Source organism: Alkalihalobacillus phoenicis, from assembly GCF_047302405.1.
Lineage (GTDB): Bacteria > Bacillota > Bacilli > Bacillales > Bacillaceae_D > Alkalihalobacillus.
Genome location: NZ_CP154853.1, coordinates 368,223 through 383,762, shown reverse-complemented (window position 1 = coordinate 383,762; position 15,540 = coordinate 368,223). Strand labels below are relative to the sequence as shown.

16 protein-coding genes and 1 riboswitch are annotated in these 15,540 nt (G+C 38.1%); of the genes, 5 read left to right on the top strand and 11 right to left on the bottom strand.

The annotated features are described in order from the left end of the window. Positions 1-51: 51 nt before the first annotated feature. Positions 52-603, top strand: a complete 552-nt coding sequence (locus AA0017_RS01755; RefSeq protein ID WP_413382331.1) for a beta-class carbonic anhydrase — start codon at positions 52-54, stop codon at positions 601-603. A 680-nt stretch (positions 604-1,283) separates the two neighbouring features. Here the strand turns inward: AA0017_RS01755 and AA0017_RS01750 are convergent. Both AA0017_RS01750 and AA0017_RS01745 read right to left on the bottom strand, forming a co-directional pair. Then, entirely contained in the window at positions 1,284-2,339 is a 1,056-nt protein-coding gene (locus AA0017_RS01750) for a tetraprenyl-beta-curcumene synthase family protein (RefSeq protein ID WP_413378939.1), read from the bottom strand. Positions 2,340-2,425: 86 nt separating this feature from the next. After that, the gene (locus AA0017_RS01745) at positions 2,426-3,208 is read right to left on the bottom strand and encodes an alpha/beta hydrolase (protein WP_413378938.1); all 783 of its coding nucleotides are present in this window, start codon (positions 3,206-3,208) and stop codon (positions 2,426-2,428) included. A 187-nt stretch (positions 3,209-3,395) separates the two neighbouring features. On the opposite strand from AA0017_RS01745, the gene AA0017_RS01740 reads away from it, so the two are divergent. Then, positions 3,396-3,911 (top strand): gamma carbonic anhydrase family protein, encoded by a 516-nt coding sequence (locus AA0017_RS01740; RefSeq protein ID WP_413378936.1) that lies wholly within the window; start codon positions 3,396-3,398, stop codon positions 3,909-3,911. 250 nt (positions 3,912-4,161) lie between these two features. Here the strand turns inward: AA0017_RS01740 and AA0017_RS01735 are convergent, their stop codons facing one another. From AA0017_RS01735 to AA0017_RS01725, 3 genes are all read right to left on the bottom strand, one after another. After that, entirely contained in the window at positions 4,162-4,323 is a 162-nt protein-coding gene (locus AA0017_RS01735; protein WP_003323840.1) for a DUF1540 domain-containing protein, read from the bottom strand. Positions 4,324-4,574: 251 nt separating this feature from the next. Then, positions 4,575-5,783 (bottom strand): methionine adenosyltransferase, encoded by a 1,209-nt coding sequence (gene metK / locus AA0017_RS01730; RefSeq protein ID WP_413378934.1) that lies wholly within the window; start codon positions 5,781-5,783, stop codon positions 4,575-4,577. A 175-nt stretch (positions 5,784-5,958) separates the two neighbouring features. Next, positions 5,959-6,072: riboswitch (SAM riboswitch) on the bottom strand. Between the two features lie 104 nt (positions 6,073-6,176). Then, positions 6,177-6,959 (bottom strand): alpha/beta hydrolase family protein, encoded by a 783-nt coding sequence (locus tag AA0017_RS01725; RefSeq protein ID WP_413378932.1) that lies wholly within the window; start codon positions 6,957-6,959, stop codon positions 6,177-6,179. 98 nt (positions 6,960-7,057) lie between these two features. On the opposite strand from AA0017_RS01725, the gene AA0017_RS01720 reads away from it, so the two are divergent. The 3 genes from AA0017_RS01720 to AA0017_RS01710 are packed head-to-tail and all read left to right on the top strand — an operon-like array spanning position 7,058 to position 9,609. After that, the gene (locus AA0017_RS01720) at positions 7,058-8,056 is read left to right on the top strand and encodes an ABC transporter substrate-binding protein (RefSeq protein ID WP_413378930.1); all 999 of its coding nucleotides are present in this window, start codon (positions 7,058-7,060) and stop codon (positions 8,054-8,056) included. Between the two features lie 4 nt (positions 8,057-8,060). After that, positions 8,061-8,840 carry an ABC transporter ATP-binding protein gene (locus AA0017_RS01715; protein ID WP_413378928.1) on the top strand — a complete coding sequence of 260 codons (780 nt, stop codon included), beginning with the start codon at positions 8,061-8,063 and terminating at the stop codon, positions 8,838-8,840. Beyond that, a complete protein-coding gene (locus AA0017_RS01710; RefSeq protein WP_413378926.1) occupies positions 8,818-9,609 on the top strand; it encodes an ABC transporter permease in 792 nt (263 codons plus the stop codon). Before AA0017_RS01715 ends, AA0017_RS01710 begins: the two co-directional genes overlap by 23 nt. Before the next feature lie 434 nt (positions 9,610-10,043). Here AA0017_RS01710 and ytkD read toward each other — a convergent pair whose 3' ends face one another. From ytkD to AA0017_RS01680, 6 genes are all read right to left on the bottom strand, one after another. Continuing rightward, positions 10,044-10,520 (bottom strand): RNA deprotection pyrophosphohydrolase, encoded by a 477-nt coding sequence (gene ytkD / locus AA0017_RS01705; protein ID WP_413378924.1) that lies wholly within the window; start codon positions 10,518-10,520, stop codon positions 10,044-10,046. A 56-nt stretch (positions 10,521-10,576) separates the two neighbouring features. Next, positions 10,577-11,788, bottom strand: coding sequence for an MFS transporter (locus AA0017_RS01700; RefSeq protein WP_413378922.1), 1,212 nt, complete (start codon positions 11,786-11,788; stop codon positions 10,577-10,579). Between the two features lie 269 nt (positions 11,789-12,057). Continuing rightward, positions 12,058-12,549, bottom strand: coding sequence for a YwpF family protein (locus AA0017_RS01695; protein WP_413378920.1), 492 nt, complete (start codon positions 12,547-12,549; stop codon positions 12,058-12,060). Positions 12,550-12,845: 296 nt separating this feature from the next. Then, positions 12,846-12,992, bottom strand: coding sequence for a hypothetical protein (locus AA0017_RS01690; RefSeq protein WP_168771618.1), 147 nt, complete (start codon positions 12,990-12,992; stop codon positions 12,846-12,848). 165 nt (positions 12,993-13,157) lie between these two features. Next, positions 13,158-14,336, bottom strand: a complete 1,179-nt coding sequence (locus AA0017_RS01685) for a MalY/PatB family protein (protein WP_413378918.1) — start codon at positions 14,334-14,336, stop codon at positions 13,158-13,160. 48 nt (positions 14,337-14,384) lie between these two features. After that, the gene (locus AA0017_RS01680; protein ID WP_413378916.1) at positions 14,385-15,353 is read right to left on the bottom strand and encodes a 2-hydroxyacid dehydrogenase; all 969 of its coding nucleotides are present in this window, start codon (positions 15,351-15,353) and stop codon (positions 14,385-14,387) included. Positions 15,354-15,540 lie beyond the last annotated feature (187 nt).

The window sequence follows — 15,540 nt, the reverse complement described above, 5'->3', positions numbered from 1 at the left end:
TTTATAAAGAATTGGAGAGTGATCCTATTGACAACGACACTAGATTCCATCATGACCTTCAACCGTACTTTTGTTGAGAATAAGGACTATGAGGAATATCAAACGACAAAGTTCCCTAATAAAAAATTAGTCATCCTAACTTGTATGGATACTAGGTTAGTAGAATTATTACACCGTTCCATGGATTTAAAAAATGGCGATGCTAAAATTATTCGTAATGCAGGTGCCGTTATTTCTCATCCATTTGGTTCAATAATGAGAAGTATTCTTGTTGCCTTATACCAATTACAAGCAGAAGAAATTTTAATTGTCGGTCACCACGGTTGTGGGATGAATGGCCTTGAATCGTCGACATTATTAGAAAAAGCAAAAGAGCGTGGTGTTGATTTAGATGTCATTGAACCGCTCGAATATGCCGGTGTCGATGTAAAAAAATTCTTATCAGGCTTTTCAAGTGTAGAGGAAAATGTTATGAACAGTGTTGATATGGTTAAAAAACATCCACTTCTACCTGCGAACGTGCCTGTACACGGCTTAGTAATTAGCCCTGAAACAGGTGAACTTGACGTACTGGTTAACGGTTATACAGAATCAAGAAATTAAAAAAGATAAGCAAAACCTGGACATGACGTCGATTTACGTTAATGTTCAGGTTTTTTTGTGCAGGTTTATTCATTTACATTGTGGACTTGATAAGCATGTTCTTTGCTATTTATTAGGATTCGTACCGTAATTTGCGACTGATTCCAAAAGCATATGAATAAGAGCGTCAATAGGAATCAGTGGGCGGCTATGATTCCCACATCCATGTAAAAAGAGCGTCAATAGGAATCATTGGGCAGCTATGATTCCCACAGCCATGTAATAAGAGCGTCAATGGGCATCATTGGGCGGCTATGATTCCCACAGCCATGTAATAAGAGCGTCAATGGGCATCATTGGGCAGCTATGATTCCCACATCACTTAAATAAAGACGCAATAGGAATCATTGGGCGGCTATGATTCCCACAGCCATGTAAAAAGAGCGTCAATAGGAATCATTGGGCAGCTATGATTCCCACAGCCATGTAAAAAGAGCGTCAATAGGAATCATTGGGCGGCTATGATTCCCACAGCCATGTAATAAGAGCGTCAATGGGCATCATTGAGCCCGAATGATCAGCTTTTCATTACCAATCATCCTAAATCGTCACAAAGCAAAAAAAAGACCACTCAAAAGGTCGAATCATAACCTTTTAAGACTGGCCTATAAGCTCCTATATATGTGCTTTGTCCAACTTTATTATTTATCACGCCGATAAATCCAACTGTTTAAATAAAATAATAACGATGGAAGTCCGCCCATTTTTATCATTTGTTTTGATTTCTTTTTTAGCTCTTTATTTTTTTGTACTTTTTCATCGGAAAGATAAATCGCGATTATTCCTCGCCAAATGTTACGGTGAAATTTCGGGTCAGGTAACGTTGATAAACTCTTTTCTGCTTTTTGCACAAAATATTGAAACCTTTCAATCATTTGCTCTTCATTATCATAATAGAAGAGAAAATTTAATTCATCATCAGCAATGTCTTCTTCTTGATCAATAAAATAATCTAAAAGTAAATGAACACCTTGTACCCAAGGGAAATAGCCAGCTTTAATCACATCCGCTTGCTCAGTCGTTAGACCTTCTTTTGTAGCATAAGTAGCAAGTGTATAAATGCCTAGTGTTGAACCCGTACAGGCTGAAAATTCAAACCAAGTCATTTCCGGCATTTTCTCTTTATGTTCATTAAACCACGCCTCTAGTCTCGGAATTCTCTCTTCCTTTATCACATGCTTATGAACTTGCAAGTCACCATATAATTGACTCAATTCAAGCATATTTTCTTGAACCATTCGGAAAGAAGGGAAGGTTACTAAAATGTGCTGACACGTTTCAATCAGCTCATGTAAATAGCCACCATCTTCTTGTTCAATTCGATATTGATAATAATTCACTAGAGGTTCACCTGGAGTTAATGCGGCGAGTAGAGCATTATGTAAGGAGCGAAAGTCTTTTGGATCTAAATAATCACTTTGATCGCATAGATTGTCTAAGTAGTCACACATAATTTGATAAGCGATGATAAATTGAATTAATTCATCAAAACGATCGCGGGCAAGTAGTCCGTAAATTCCGCCACCTTCACAATGAAACTCTTTTCTCTCAAGAGCATCTAATGCTTGGGCTCTTAATTCGGGGTCAGGAATGGATTTCGCTCTTTCCTTCCATTGATCATAATAACGATGAACAGTCGGAAGAACATCCCTAAAAATATTCATCATTAGTGGGATTGGTTGCGTCGGAACTTTCAAAATTTATCCTCCTTTTTCTTCTTCATTACGTTAGCATAAAATGAGTCCCGCAACAATCAATCAAGCTTTAAAATTTATTGAACAATTTAATACTCCCATAAATTCATAAAGCCAACCGCATATCGAAATACATCTTCTCGCTCAGGCTCGTTAAATACTTCATGATAAAACCCGTTCCATTCTTTATATGATTTCTCTGCTATGTCCAAGCTATCAAACCAATCTTTCACAGCATATTTACTCACAATTTTATCATCGCCCGCCTGCATAACAACAAGCGGAATATCTGGCATCTTTTCTGGATAACGAATCGCCAAATGCATTGCTTTGCTGAGCTCTCGATACCATCTAACAGATACCTTTGACACTCGTAATTCATCCCTCATATATAAATCACGAATCTCTTCGTTTCTTGTCACAAGAGCCGAATTAATGCCTGAGTTAACGGTTAATGAAGGACTTACACGGTGTAAGGCCTTTGACATCATTTCTCTCCCTTGCGATGGAGGCTTGTATAAACCTAAGCATGGGGAGGATAACATTAACCCTTTTATTATATTGTTTTTTTTCTCCATCATATATCGAATTGCGACAAGTCCACCCATACTATGCCCTAATAAATAAACGGGTACTTCTTGTTTTTCGGCTTCTTTAACCCATTCATCAACAGAATCAAGGTATTGGGAAAAGCTATTAATATGCCCTCTTTTCCCTCTCGTCCTGCCTTGACCAGGCAAATCACCCATCACGACATTAATCCCGTGTTCATTCCATTTATTCGCTAACCATTCATAGCGGCCATGATGTTCGCCAGCCCCGTGAATAAGGACGATTGTTGCTCTTGAATCCTCTATAAAATAGGTCCACATTTTTGTTTGCCCCTCTCTAACTTATGAATGTAAGCATCATAGATCATCCATTTTGGTTTTTCTTTCTTATTATGAACGGCCACTCTTTCATCATAAGGAAACTGTTCATCTTTTCCTCATTCTTTTTTTAAGAAATGATAAAATAAGTATATCGTTTTTCTGTAAAAAGACAAAGGAGATGAATAATTTGATTTACGCTTACAAAGGAAAAAAACCTGTTATCGCAGAGTCAGCCTTTATTGCTGATTATGTTACGATAACAGGAGATGTTGTCATTGGAAAAGAATCGAGTATCTGGTTTCAAACGGTCATTCGTGGAGATGTCGCTCCGACTATCATTGGTGAACGTGTTAATATTCAAGATCAATCCATGTTGCATCAAAGTCCAAATAAACCGTTAATTATTGAAGATGAAGTAACCGTTGGACATCAAGTCATGTTACATAGCTGTATCATTCAAAAAAGAGCTTTAATAGGGATGGGGTCAACGATTTTAGATGGAGCAGAAGTAGGAGAAGGTGCTTTTATTGGGGCTGGTAGCTTAGTCCCTCCAGGTAAAAAAATTCCACCTAACACTCTTGCATTCGGTCGGCCAGCGAAAGTCATTCGTGAAATTAATGAAGAAGATAAAAAAGAGATGAAACGAATTGTTAAAGATTATCGTGATAAAGGCCAATTTTATAAATCATTACAACAGAAATAATCGCTATGCTGAAGTTTATCTTATATAAATAATTTTACTTGCACCTACTATGTATAATATTGATAATGATAATCAATATTATAAGTAGGGGGGGAAGACCAATCATCCTCCCCCCTAACAAAGTCTTCCTTTTCTATTCATCATTAATCGTCTTGAGCATAGACTTTGCAGATGAATATAAAATGATCACCGCATCCTAATGGACGAGATCATTTTGTAGCCATTCAGGAAAATTTGCTTCTGAAAAAACTTATCCCATATGTTCTGGTTCGAACGTTTTACAGTCTGTTTCTTCAGTTTTGTTCGCCTTTTTTCCTTTATGACTAACTACATAAATTTTATCGGCACTACACCGATTTCCATTATCCCAAAAAACACAGTTATTTACTTCACATAATACATCAGTCGCCATTTTCATTCACCTCCCTATTTTCATTTTTACCGATTGAACCTCTTCACATACTCTCCTTTTTATAAAAATATCTACATAAACTGGGCGATGTTGGTTAAAAGGGTGGCCCTTCACTTTCGTATATTCAATTAACAGCGCTGCTCCTGCATTGATAAGGACTTTCCCACTTAACTGATTAAATATAAAAAAGCTAAATCGTTGCTCACAACGATTTAGCTTTTTTTTATATTTATTTTACATTTCTTAAAATATTACTTCGCTAATTTAGCTTGTTCTTTTAACACTGCGGCTTTATCTGTGCTTTCCCAAGGTAATGCAACATCTGTACGGCCAAAATGTCCATATGCAGCTGTTTGTTTATAAATTGGGCGACGTAAGTCAAGCATTTTGATGATACCAGCTGGGCGAAGATCAAAGTTCTCAGCGATTAATTCAACTAGAACTTCTTCTGAAACAACACCTGTACCAAATGTATCAACTGAAATCGATACCGGACGAGCTACACCAATAGCATAAGCTAATTGAACTTCACATTTCTCAGCAAGACCTGCTGCCACGATGTTTTTCGCTACATAACGAGCTGCATAAGCACCAGAACGGTCTACTTTAGTTGCATCTTTACCAGAGAACGCACCGCCACCGTGACGAGCGTAACCACCGTACGTATCAACGATGATTTTACGTCCTGTTAAGCCAGCATCCCCTTGAGGTCCACCAATAACAAATCGACCAGTTGGGTTAATGAAGTATTTTGTACTTGCATCAATTAACTCAGCAGGAACGACTTCATTAATAACATGTTCTTTTAAATCTTTTTCGATTTGCTCTAATGTTACTTCTGGATGATGCTGTGTGGAAATAACAATTGTATCAACACGAACTGGTTTTCCATCTTCATCATACTCTACCGTTACTTGCGTTTTTCCATCTGGACGTAAGTAATCAAGAATTTCTTCTTTACGTACTTGAGCAAGGCGACGAGATAATTTATGGCTTAATGAGATTGGTAATGGCATTAATTCTTCTGTTTCGTTTGTCGCAAAACCGAACATTAACCCTTGGTCCCCTGCACCAATTGCTTCGATTTCTTTATCTGTCATTTGGCCTTCACGTGCTTCTAATGCTTGGTCAACACCTTGAGCGATATCAGCTGATTGCTCATCAATAGATGTTAAAACGGCACAAGTTTCTGCATCAAAACCATACTTTGCACGAGTATAACCGATCCCTTTAATCGTCTCACGAACGATTTTCGGAATATCGACATATGTGCTCGTTGTAATCTCACCAGCTACAAGGACAAGTCCTGTATTTACTGATGTTTCACAAGCAACACGTGCGTTTGGATCACTTTTCAAAATTTCATCAAGAATGGCATCCGAAATTTGATCACAAATTTTATCTGGATGTCCTTCCGTTACTGATTCTGATGTAAATAGACGTCTACTTTTTAAAACCATTTCTATTTTCCTCCTCTGCACATAACCAACAAACAGTCATGGGCGAAAAATTGTGACGGCACTCATTTCCGATTGTGGGAGTAAAAACAATCGAAGACGTATTTTAGACAAATATAAACGATAAAAACCCTCTTTCCACACAGTGAGGAAAAGGGTTGGAGTGTTTACCTTTCGCCTCTTATCGTCCAAGGAATATACCTTGCAGGTTAGCACCTTTTCACTTCTTTTCAATGAAGTAATGGTTGCTGGGTTTCTTCGGGCCTGTCCCTCCACCTACTCAGGATAAGAGTATCCGTTCGGGACATATCATAACGCAGATCAGGGTGACTGTCAACGATCTCTAGCGTTTCTTTTGGATCAAGTTTTTTCCTATACAAAATTCCCTACGTACGTCTATTCGTTTAGTTTTCTCTTTTCTTGTGATTTCATCCACTTTGCTGCCTTTCCCAAAACCTTCTGCTGATCTTTAACAGGGAAATGATGGGGAAATTTTTTAAAGTACCAAGCTTCTACTTGGTCACCTAATGCTTTTTCTAATCGAATTGAATGCTCGACCGAAACATGTTTATCTTTTTCACCATGAATAACTAATATCGGGATATTCGTTTTTTTCATTTCACTTATCGGGCTTCTATATTCGTAACGTTCGGGATACTTATTCGGCGTACCACCAATGACACGCTTCAGCATTCTTCTTAAATCGACCCGTTCTTCATAGGTTAAGAACATGTCCGTCACCCCATTCCATAGGGTACATGTCGTTAATTGAGGTCGTTCAATCGCCGTAAGGAGGGCCATCACACCACCACGAGAAAAACCTAATGCATGGAGGCTATTGGCATTCACATATGGTAACTCACTTAATATATCGAGAGCATGAATCGCATCATAACGATCTTCCCCAGCAAAATCCTCTTGTCCTTCTCCTCCTTTATTCCCACGATAAAACGGAGCCATAACCACAAATCCTTCACTGGCCCATTGAATTAATCGTTGGACCCGTACCATGCCGACATTCTTAATTCCTCCTCTTAAATAAAGAAGACCTGGCAAGCTTTTAGCCATTATGGGCTTCGCTAAATAACCTTTCACTTTTAAGCCTTCACTCAAATAAGTCATTTCAAAAAGTTCAATGCGTGGATGTGGGGAAGGAACTCTAACTTGAGCAAGTAACATTTTTTCACAACCTTTATTATCTAGGCTAACACACAATAACGTACACCTACATAGACTATCACAATTACAAATATTTAACCTTTGAGGAGTTGAAACAGATGGTTTTCTTAAAACGAATGACCTCGATCATTCTACTGATATCTTTAATCTTGCTGCCCGTTGCTTGCTCCAATTCAAACGCAGAATTACAGAAAATTCGTCTAGCTGAAGTAACTCGTTCAATTTTTTATGCCCCTTTATACGCCGCGATTTCGGAAGGCTTTTTTGAAGAGGAAGGCATTGATTTAGAATTAACGACTACTTGGGGTGGGGATACGACGATGACCACTCTTCTTTCTGATGGAGCCGATGTTGCGTTAGTAGGTGCAGAAACGTCGATTTACGTCTATGCACAAGGAGCAAATGACCCTGCTGTTAACTTTGCTGCCCTTACCCAAACAGATGGGACTTTCCTTGTTTCCAGAGAGAAAATGGATTCATTTGAATGGGAGGACTTACGTGATACGACGTTTTTAGGTCAACGTGTCGGTGGAATGCCACAAATGGTAGGTGAGCATGTACTAAAAAAGCATGGAATTAACCCTCATCAAGACCTTGAATTAATTCAAAGTATTGATTTTGGAAATATTCCAAGTGCGTTCGCCTCAGGGACAGGTGATTTTGTTCAATTATTTGAACCACAAGCGACTCAATTTGAAAATGAAGGAATTGGGTACATCGTCGCCTCGTTTGGCGAAGAATCCGGACTTGTGCCATACACAGGATTTATGTCAAAAGAAAGTTTTATTAAAGAAAACACAGAGACTTTAGAAGCATTCACTCGCGCGTTATATAAAGGACAACAATGGGTAGAAGAGCAATCAAGTGACGTCATCGCTGAATCGATTGCTACCTTTTTTGAAGATGCGGATGTCGAGTTAATTGCTCAAGTTGTGGACCGTTATCAATCTCAAGGCTCATATGCAACTGATCCTCTCTTAACAGAGGAAGCTTGGATTCAACTTCAAGTCATTATGGATGCAGCTGGAGAACTCCCTAAAGAAATTGATTTCCGCGAGCTCGTGAATACAAGTATCGCTGAAAGCGTATTGGACTGATTCGATGGCTAAATTAACGATTCAAGACGTCTCGAAGATTTACTTAACAAAAGAGGAAGCAGCATTAGCATTAGAGGATATTTCATTAACCATTAATGAAGGAGAATTTATCTCGATTATCGGTCCAAGTGGTTGCGGGAAAACGACTCTTCTTTCTCTCATTTCTGGTATTTTAAAGCCAACAAAAGGAAAAATTTTATTAAATGAAAAGCGGATTGAGCCAAAAACGACCAATATCGGCTACATGCTCCAACAGGACTATTTATTCCCTTGGCTCACGATTGAAAGTAATATCACCATTGGTCAGCATATTCGACATTCATTAGATGAGTCTTCAAGAAGAAGAGCTTTAAATTTACTTGATGCGATGGGTTTGTTAGACAAAAAATCGTTGTACCCTGCCCAGTTATCAGGGGGAATGAGACAAAGGGTTGCCCTGATTCGAATGCTCGCATCAGATCCTTCGTTTATGTTATTAGATGAGCCCTTTTCCGCTCTAGATTATCAAACGAAGCTAAAGCTAGAAGATCTCGTGTTTAAAACGTTAAAAAGGGAAGGCAAAACAGCGATTTTAGTTACACATGATATCGGGGAAGCCATTTCGATGTCTGATCGAGTCGTTTTGTTAAATACAAAACCCGGTCGGATTCATCGTGTTTTTGATATCCCAAAAGAAATAAAGGAACTCATCCCTTTTGATGCACGTCAAACTTCTGCTTATACCGAGCAATTCAACTTAATATGGGAGGAGATGGAATCCCTTGAACCTCGGAAAACTTCATGATAATTATTTACGTTCATTACGTAAACAAAAATGGCAAGTTTTTATTGTTCAAATAAGTATACTCGTTTCCTTCCTTACTTTTTGGGAAGTCGCAGCACGTCAGCGATGGATTGATCCTTTATTATTTAGTATGCCGTCACGAATTTGGGATTTACTTGTCACACGCATCTCTGATGGAAGTTTATTTTTACACACATCTTTTACTTTATTTGAGACGATTCTTGGCTTTATTATCGGAACCCTTGTCGGGGTCATCATTGCCGCTATCCTTTGGTGGTCCCCCTTTACTTCTAAGGTCCTTGATCCTTATCTAGTCGTCTTAAATTCAATGCCAAAGGTTGCCCTTGGTCCGCTTTTAATCGTCGGTCTAGGACCTGGGTTTACTTCTATTTTAGCAATGGGGGCCTTAATTTCAGTCATTATCACTACGATTGTTGTTTATAGTGCCTTTAAAGAAGTCGACGCTAATTATGTTAAAGTGTTAAAAACATTTGGAGCATCAAAGGCACAAACATTTGGAAATGCGATCTTACCGGCCTCGATGCCAACGATTATTTCGACATTAAAAGTCAATGTCGGCCTTTCATGGGTTGGCGTTATCGTTGGGGAATTTCTCGTCTCCAAACAAGGGCTTGGCTACTTAATCATTTACGGCTTCCAAGTATTCAATTTTACCCTTGTCTTAATGAGCTTAGTTGTGATTGCCGTTTTAGCAACTGTCATGTATAAACTAGTCGAGCTCCTCGAGAAAAAGTTAATCCAATTTTAATGGACAATAAAAAAGGGACTGTCCCAAAAGTCATGAAAATGATCTTTGAGGGTTCAGCCCCTTTTTGAATATTATAAAAGTGAGAGGGAAGGCACAGACCCTCCGGCGGGAGCTGAACTGTCTACGCCAATGGATTGCAGCCTCCCCTTTCCTGTGACCACTGAAAAAGTTCTGTTAGTTAGAATCAAGTTTGGATGATTTTGTATACTCTGCCAGCTACATACCCTACGCGTTCCGCGGGTGAACCGGGAGCCTCCGGTATTCCGCTGGCTACGTTTTGGATCATAAAAAAATAGTTTGAATCCATGAGCGACTATCTACTCGAAAAACTAATTTCTAAGTTAAAGTTGATGTTAAGACCTTTTCAGTGAACTCCCCTTTCATCCTCCAGGAGTCGGCCAACCTATCTCGTCTGCTAAGTTTCATTTTCTAGTTCATCTATCGTCCCTATTTTCTATGTACTGAAGGGCTAATGGTAAAACTTTATCCTTCATGACAAAACTATATTCTGGATTTTGTTTTAGGTTGTCGGGAAATTGTTTGATTAAAAGTGGTCCGTTCGTTTCTAAATAATCATCCTTCTCCTCAACGACCTCAACTTCAGCCAAAAAAATCGCCTTATTGAACAGCTGACCATTGCCCTCCACACGATACCAACCGATATAATCTAACCGCCCAATAATCGCCCCTGTTTCTTCATATACCTCACGATGACAAGCTTCTTCTAGACTCTCTCCTTCTTCGACCTTTCCACCAGGAAACTCATATCCTCGTTTTTTATGCCTTGTTAACAGCCAGCTTTCCTCAAAACGGCAAAGAATCCAAACATGTTTAACATCCCGCGGCAAACCTTGGGCAAATTGTAAAGAAATAGAGCATCCATTTAAATCTGTAAATTGATAAATGATCATCACCGCCCCTCTTCTTCATTTCAGTATAAAGGGCAATGACGTCCATTATCAATTGCTTACCATGTAATTTTGATCTTTTCTCCTCCTTCTATAAAAAATATCGCTAATAATAAAATAATCAAACATAGAATAGCATTTGATAAAAATAAAAACTGGTGTGATATTTTGATGAGCAACGTAAATATAGGTGGACCTAAAGCTACTCCAACAAATCGCATCGAACTATAGAATGAAGTAACGGAGCCTCTTTGCTCCTTCACAATGCCTTCCGTGACAAGAGCGTCTAGGCTTGGCAAAGCAAAACCAATTCCAATCCCACTTATAAATAAACAAGTTAATAAAATATAAATATCTTCTGAAAAAGCAATCACAGCAATCGATAAAGTTAGTCCGATTAAACCGATGATCGTCATCTCTTTCATTTTTTGTTTATTTTGGCCGATTAACTTGCCTGTTACAAAGGAACTACAACATAATGCTGTTAAGGGCACAGCAAGCACAATCCCTTTTTTGATGCCTTCAATATTATGTTCCTCTTCCAACATCGTCGATAAATAAAATAGCACACCAAATAATACAAACATACAAATTCCACCAATGATAAATACAGCGTACAGCCATCTACCTTCCCGTTTAAATATTCCTTTAAGTAGCTTCAAAAAATCGGGAAATTTAACTTTTTCGGTTGACAGTTCGGGTGATTTGACGAGAAAGGTCATTAAAACAATTGAAATTAAACAAAAAACAGGGAATGAAAAAAAGGGGATGTACCATTGAATAGCCGCTAAACTTGCCCCTAAAATGGGGCTGAGAACTTTACCAAATGTGTTTGACGTTTCAATCATTCCTAACCCTTTACTAACCTCCTTTTGATCCCGATACATATCCCCAACTAACGGCATCACAATAGGAGAAGCACCAGCTGCCCCAACTCCTTGCAATAGTCTCCCAATTAAAATCATATAATATGGATTGGCTATATAAACCGAAGCCAGTCCAGAAACTAAACCACCGATTCCTGAAATAACTAAACTCGGAATAATAACTTTTTTTCTGCCAATTTGGTCCGAAAGATAACCTGCAATCGGAATGCAAATAATCGCCACAACGGAATAAATCGTAATGAGCATGCTCACTTGTAACGAAGTAATATCTAATTCCTTTTCGATCATTGGCAGGACGGGAATGAGCATCGAATTCCCTAATGTCATGACAAGAGGAATTGAGGCAATCGATAATATCGCTAATTTCTTATTCTCTCCTAACATCACTTTTCCCCTTTTACGAAAACCATTCTTATGTACTAAGTATTCAACAAGCCCCTAATTCTATTCTGTATAAAAAGTGGAAGACAGCGGGAGGAAACAGCAAGTCTCAAAAAAATAACCCACCAAGTTATCATAAAATGATTTTTTGGTGGGTTATTATCTTTTCGTATGGAATTTATGTTTCGAGCGGACGTGATGAGTATCTACCTCACTCTTCTATGGTGCTACAGAAAAAAGACTGGTCTTGAACCTCATTTTCACGACTTTTTTTAAACAAGTCGGTAATCATCCTTTTTTAATAATTCCTCATAAACCTCATCTAATGTTCGCTGGGAATGAGCCGTTAAGTTAGCTTTTCTTCGTTTGAACTCATCGATAAATTCTGGCCCCTTATAATTTTCATCGACTAGATCCTCCACGACATCTTCTAAAACTTCATCTTTTCCTAAAATGAGGTTTCCTTTCATTAAAATGCTAATCCCTGATGTTAATTGGGTAATTTCCGAAACTTTTGTGATTAATGTCGCTGGGTAATTATCTTTTCTTGAAATAACGACGTCAATTAATAAGTCCTTATCCTCTTGTTGCACTTCATTAAAAAAAGCAAACTGCTCTTTTTCCACAACGGCTTCTATTAACCATGTTTGTTTGGAATTTTCCATGTTAATAATTAATCCACGCTCAAGCTTTAATGGATAATGTGTAAGCTTGCCTGATTTCCCTTTTAATAAATAAATTGAGTAAAGTTTAAATGTTTTCATCCTTACTTCCTCCCTTATGTATTAAGCCACTAAAAAACGGGCTACTCGTTAAAATATGGTTACATTAGTTAGCCTACTCCGTGAGCTACATACCCTACGCGTTCCGTGGGTGAGCCGGGAGTCACCGGGTATTCCGCTCGCTCCGTTTTAGGTCAAAAGAGAACAGTTGAATCCATAAAATACATACTCCTATTAAATCATATTATGAGTTTTAGTCCAAAGTTTTTCAAATCCAATTATGTATACGACCAAAATAGAGCACCCTTATTTTTACATAAGGGTGCTCTCTAACATTATTAAGAAGGCTTAGCGTCTTCAAAAAGTGCTTCTAACTTTCTTTCTTGAATCCACATAATGAGTTCTAATTCTTGTTTCGTTAAGTTCCTATCAAGCTTCCATTTACATTCGTCGACCAACTCAAAAAATTGATTCATCTGTTTCATTTGTAAATGTCTCCTTTTTTTAAACTTTAACAAAAATGTATGGACAAACTTAGCTAATCCAATCATATGTGTATCCGGATGAAGTTATGACAAAATGCACCCTTTTATATAATCTATTCGTCATTAACGCACTAAATCCTCCTACCTTCGTAAATTGTTCTGAAATTAATAGCCGCTTTTTACATAAGCTGCTTTTAAACGATTTAACGCTTCTTCAATCGTACTCGCTGGACAAGCCAAGTTCATTCGTTCAAACCCTTTCCCTTCCTCCCCGAACATCGCTCCATGATTAAAGCCTACTTTCGCTTCCTCAATGAGCCACTTTTTTCGTTCAGCTGGAGTGAAGTTTAATTGTGAAAAATCTAACCATAACAAGTACGTCCCATCTGGTTCCATCCATTTCACCTTTGGCATATGCTCCCTTAGAAAATCGGTCACTAGCTTGTAATTGCTTTGGATATAAGTCATTAATTCCTGTAACCATGGTTCTCCATGTGTATACGCCGCTTCCATCGCCACTTCTGCAAAGCTGTTATTCATACCTGTAAAAGTGGTTGCGATAAACTTTTTGAGCTTTAAACGTGTGGCACTATCTTCCATCACAATATAAGAAACTTGGAGTCCTGCTAAATTAAAGGTTTTACTCGGAGCCAAACACGTAAAGATACGCTCTTTCATTTCAGGATCTATTGAGGCAATCGGAATATGGGAATGTCCTTCATATAATAGATCAGCATGAATTTCGTCTGAAACAATATAAAGATTATGTTTTTTACAAATCGCTACAAGTTTCTCAAGTTCAGCTCTTTTCCAAACGCGGCCACCTGGATTATGTGGATGACATAATAACAGCATTTTTGTTTTGTCCGTAATGACGTCTTCGAGTTGTTCAAAATCCATCTCATATTGTTTCCCGTCGTATTTTAATGGATTTCGCACCAATGTCCGCTCATTTTTTTCAATTACATCATAGAAGGGATAATAAACAGGAGTTTGAATAATAATTTCATCTCCATGTTCTGTAAAGGCGTTAATAAGATGACTAAGAGCAGGGACAACTCCTAATGTATAAACAAAAGAATTCTCACTTACTTCCCAATTATAACGACGCGAAAGCCATGATTGCACGGCTAAGTCTAATGATTTTGAATGAGCAGGATATCCAAAAATTCCATGATCGGCTTTTTCTTTAATCGCTTCAATCACTGCGTCTGGAGCACGAAAATCCATATCCGCTACCCATAAAGGTAAGATATCATCTGCTCCAAATCGTTCGTTTAACATATCCCACTTCAACGAGTTCGTTCCTCTTCTTTCAATGACTTGATTAAAACGTTCACTCATGTTTATCGTCCTTTCTTTCCCTTAGTATATATTCATCCGTCACTGGTTTTATTTATTGGGTACTTCGTAAACAAGCTCTTTTCCCGTTAAACCGTTCACCAAGTTTGAAACCGTCACTTCGACCATTTCTTGTCTCGTTTCAATAGAAGCACTTCCGATATGTGGAATCGCTAAAACATTTTCAAGTTCAAGCAATGGATGATCAGCAGAAATTGGTTCTTTTTCAAAGACATCAAGTCCTGCTCCTTTTATTTCTCCTGTTTTTAAAGCATCATATAACGCCTTTTCATCGACATTCGTTCCACGGGAGGAATTAATGAGATAAGCTGTATTTTTCATTTTTTTAAATTGCTCGGTTCCGATCATATGATAAGTCGCTTTCGAGCCAGGAGCTAATAAAACAACAAAATCGCTTTGTTCTAACAGCTCATCTAATGAACAATATCTCGCTCCAACTTCTTTTTCAGCCTCTTCATGACGGCTGCGATTATGGTAAAGAACATCCATAGAAAAACCTTTTGCACGTCTGGCTACACTTAGTCCAATTCGTCCCATACCAATAATTCCAATTTTTGAACCATATACTTGTTTGCCAGTTAAACCGAATGGACTCCAACTGCTCCACTCATTATTTTTAATCATTTGTTGACCTTGTGGTAAGTTCCTTGCCGTTGCTAATAATAAAGCAAACGTCAAATCTGCTGTCGCTTCCGTTAAAACATAAGGTGTATGGCCTATTTTGATCCCTTTTTCCTTAGCAACTTCTAAATCTATGTTGTCATATCCAACAGCAAGCGTACTGATTACCTTTAATTGCTCAGCTTGTTCTAATGCCTCACAATCGAGCTTATCTGAAAGGTTAGAAAATACGCCATCTGCTGTTTTGAGCTCCGCTAATAGTTGCTCACGTGGCATTGGTTCATCTTCCTTATCAAACATGATAACTTTCACATTTGGTAATTCATACAAACGCTCTAACAATGCTTCAGGTACTTTTCTTGTAATCAAAATTTTCATCAAACATTCTCCTAACGTATGTAAAATCATGACACTTACTAAAGAGGCAACGCCATCTTTCTTAGTATAGCATGAACCACCCTAATTTTTTGAGTAATGAAACTTCTTGAATCTGATCCTTTTAGTCATTTTTTACAGTACTTCTATTCGGATAATATGATAAAATATGATGAGAAAATAATGTCCG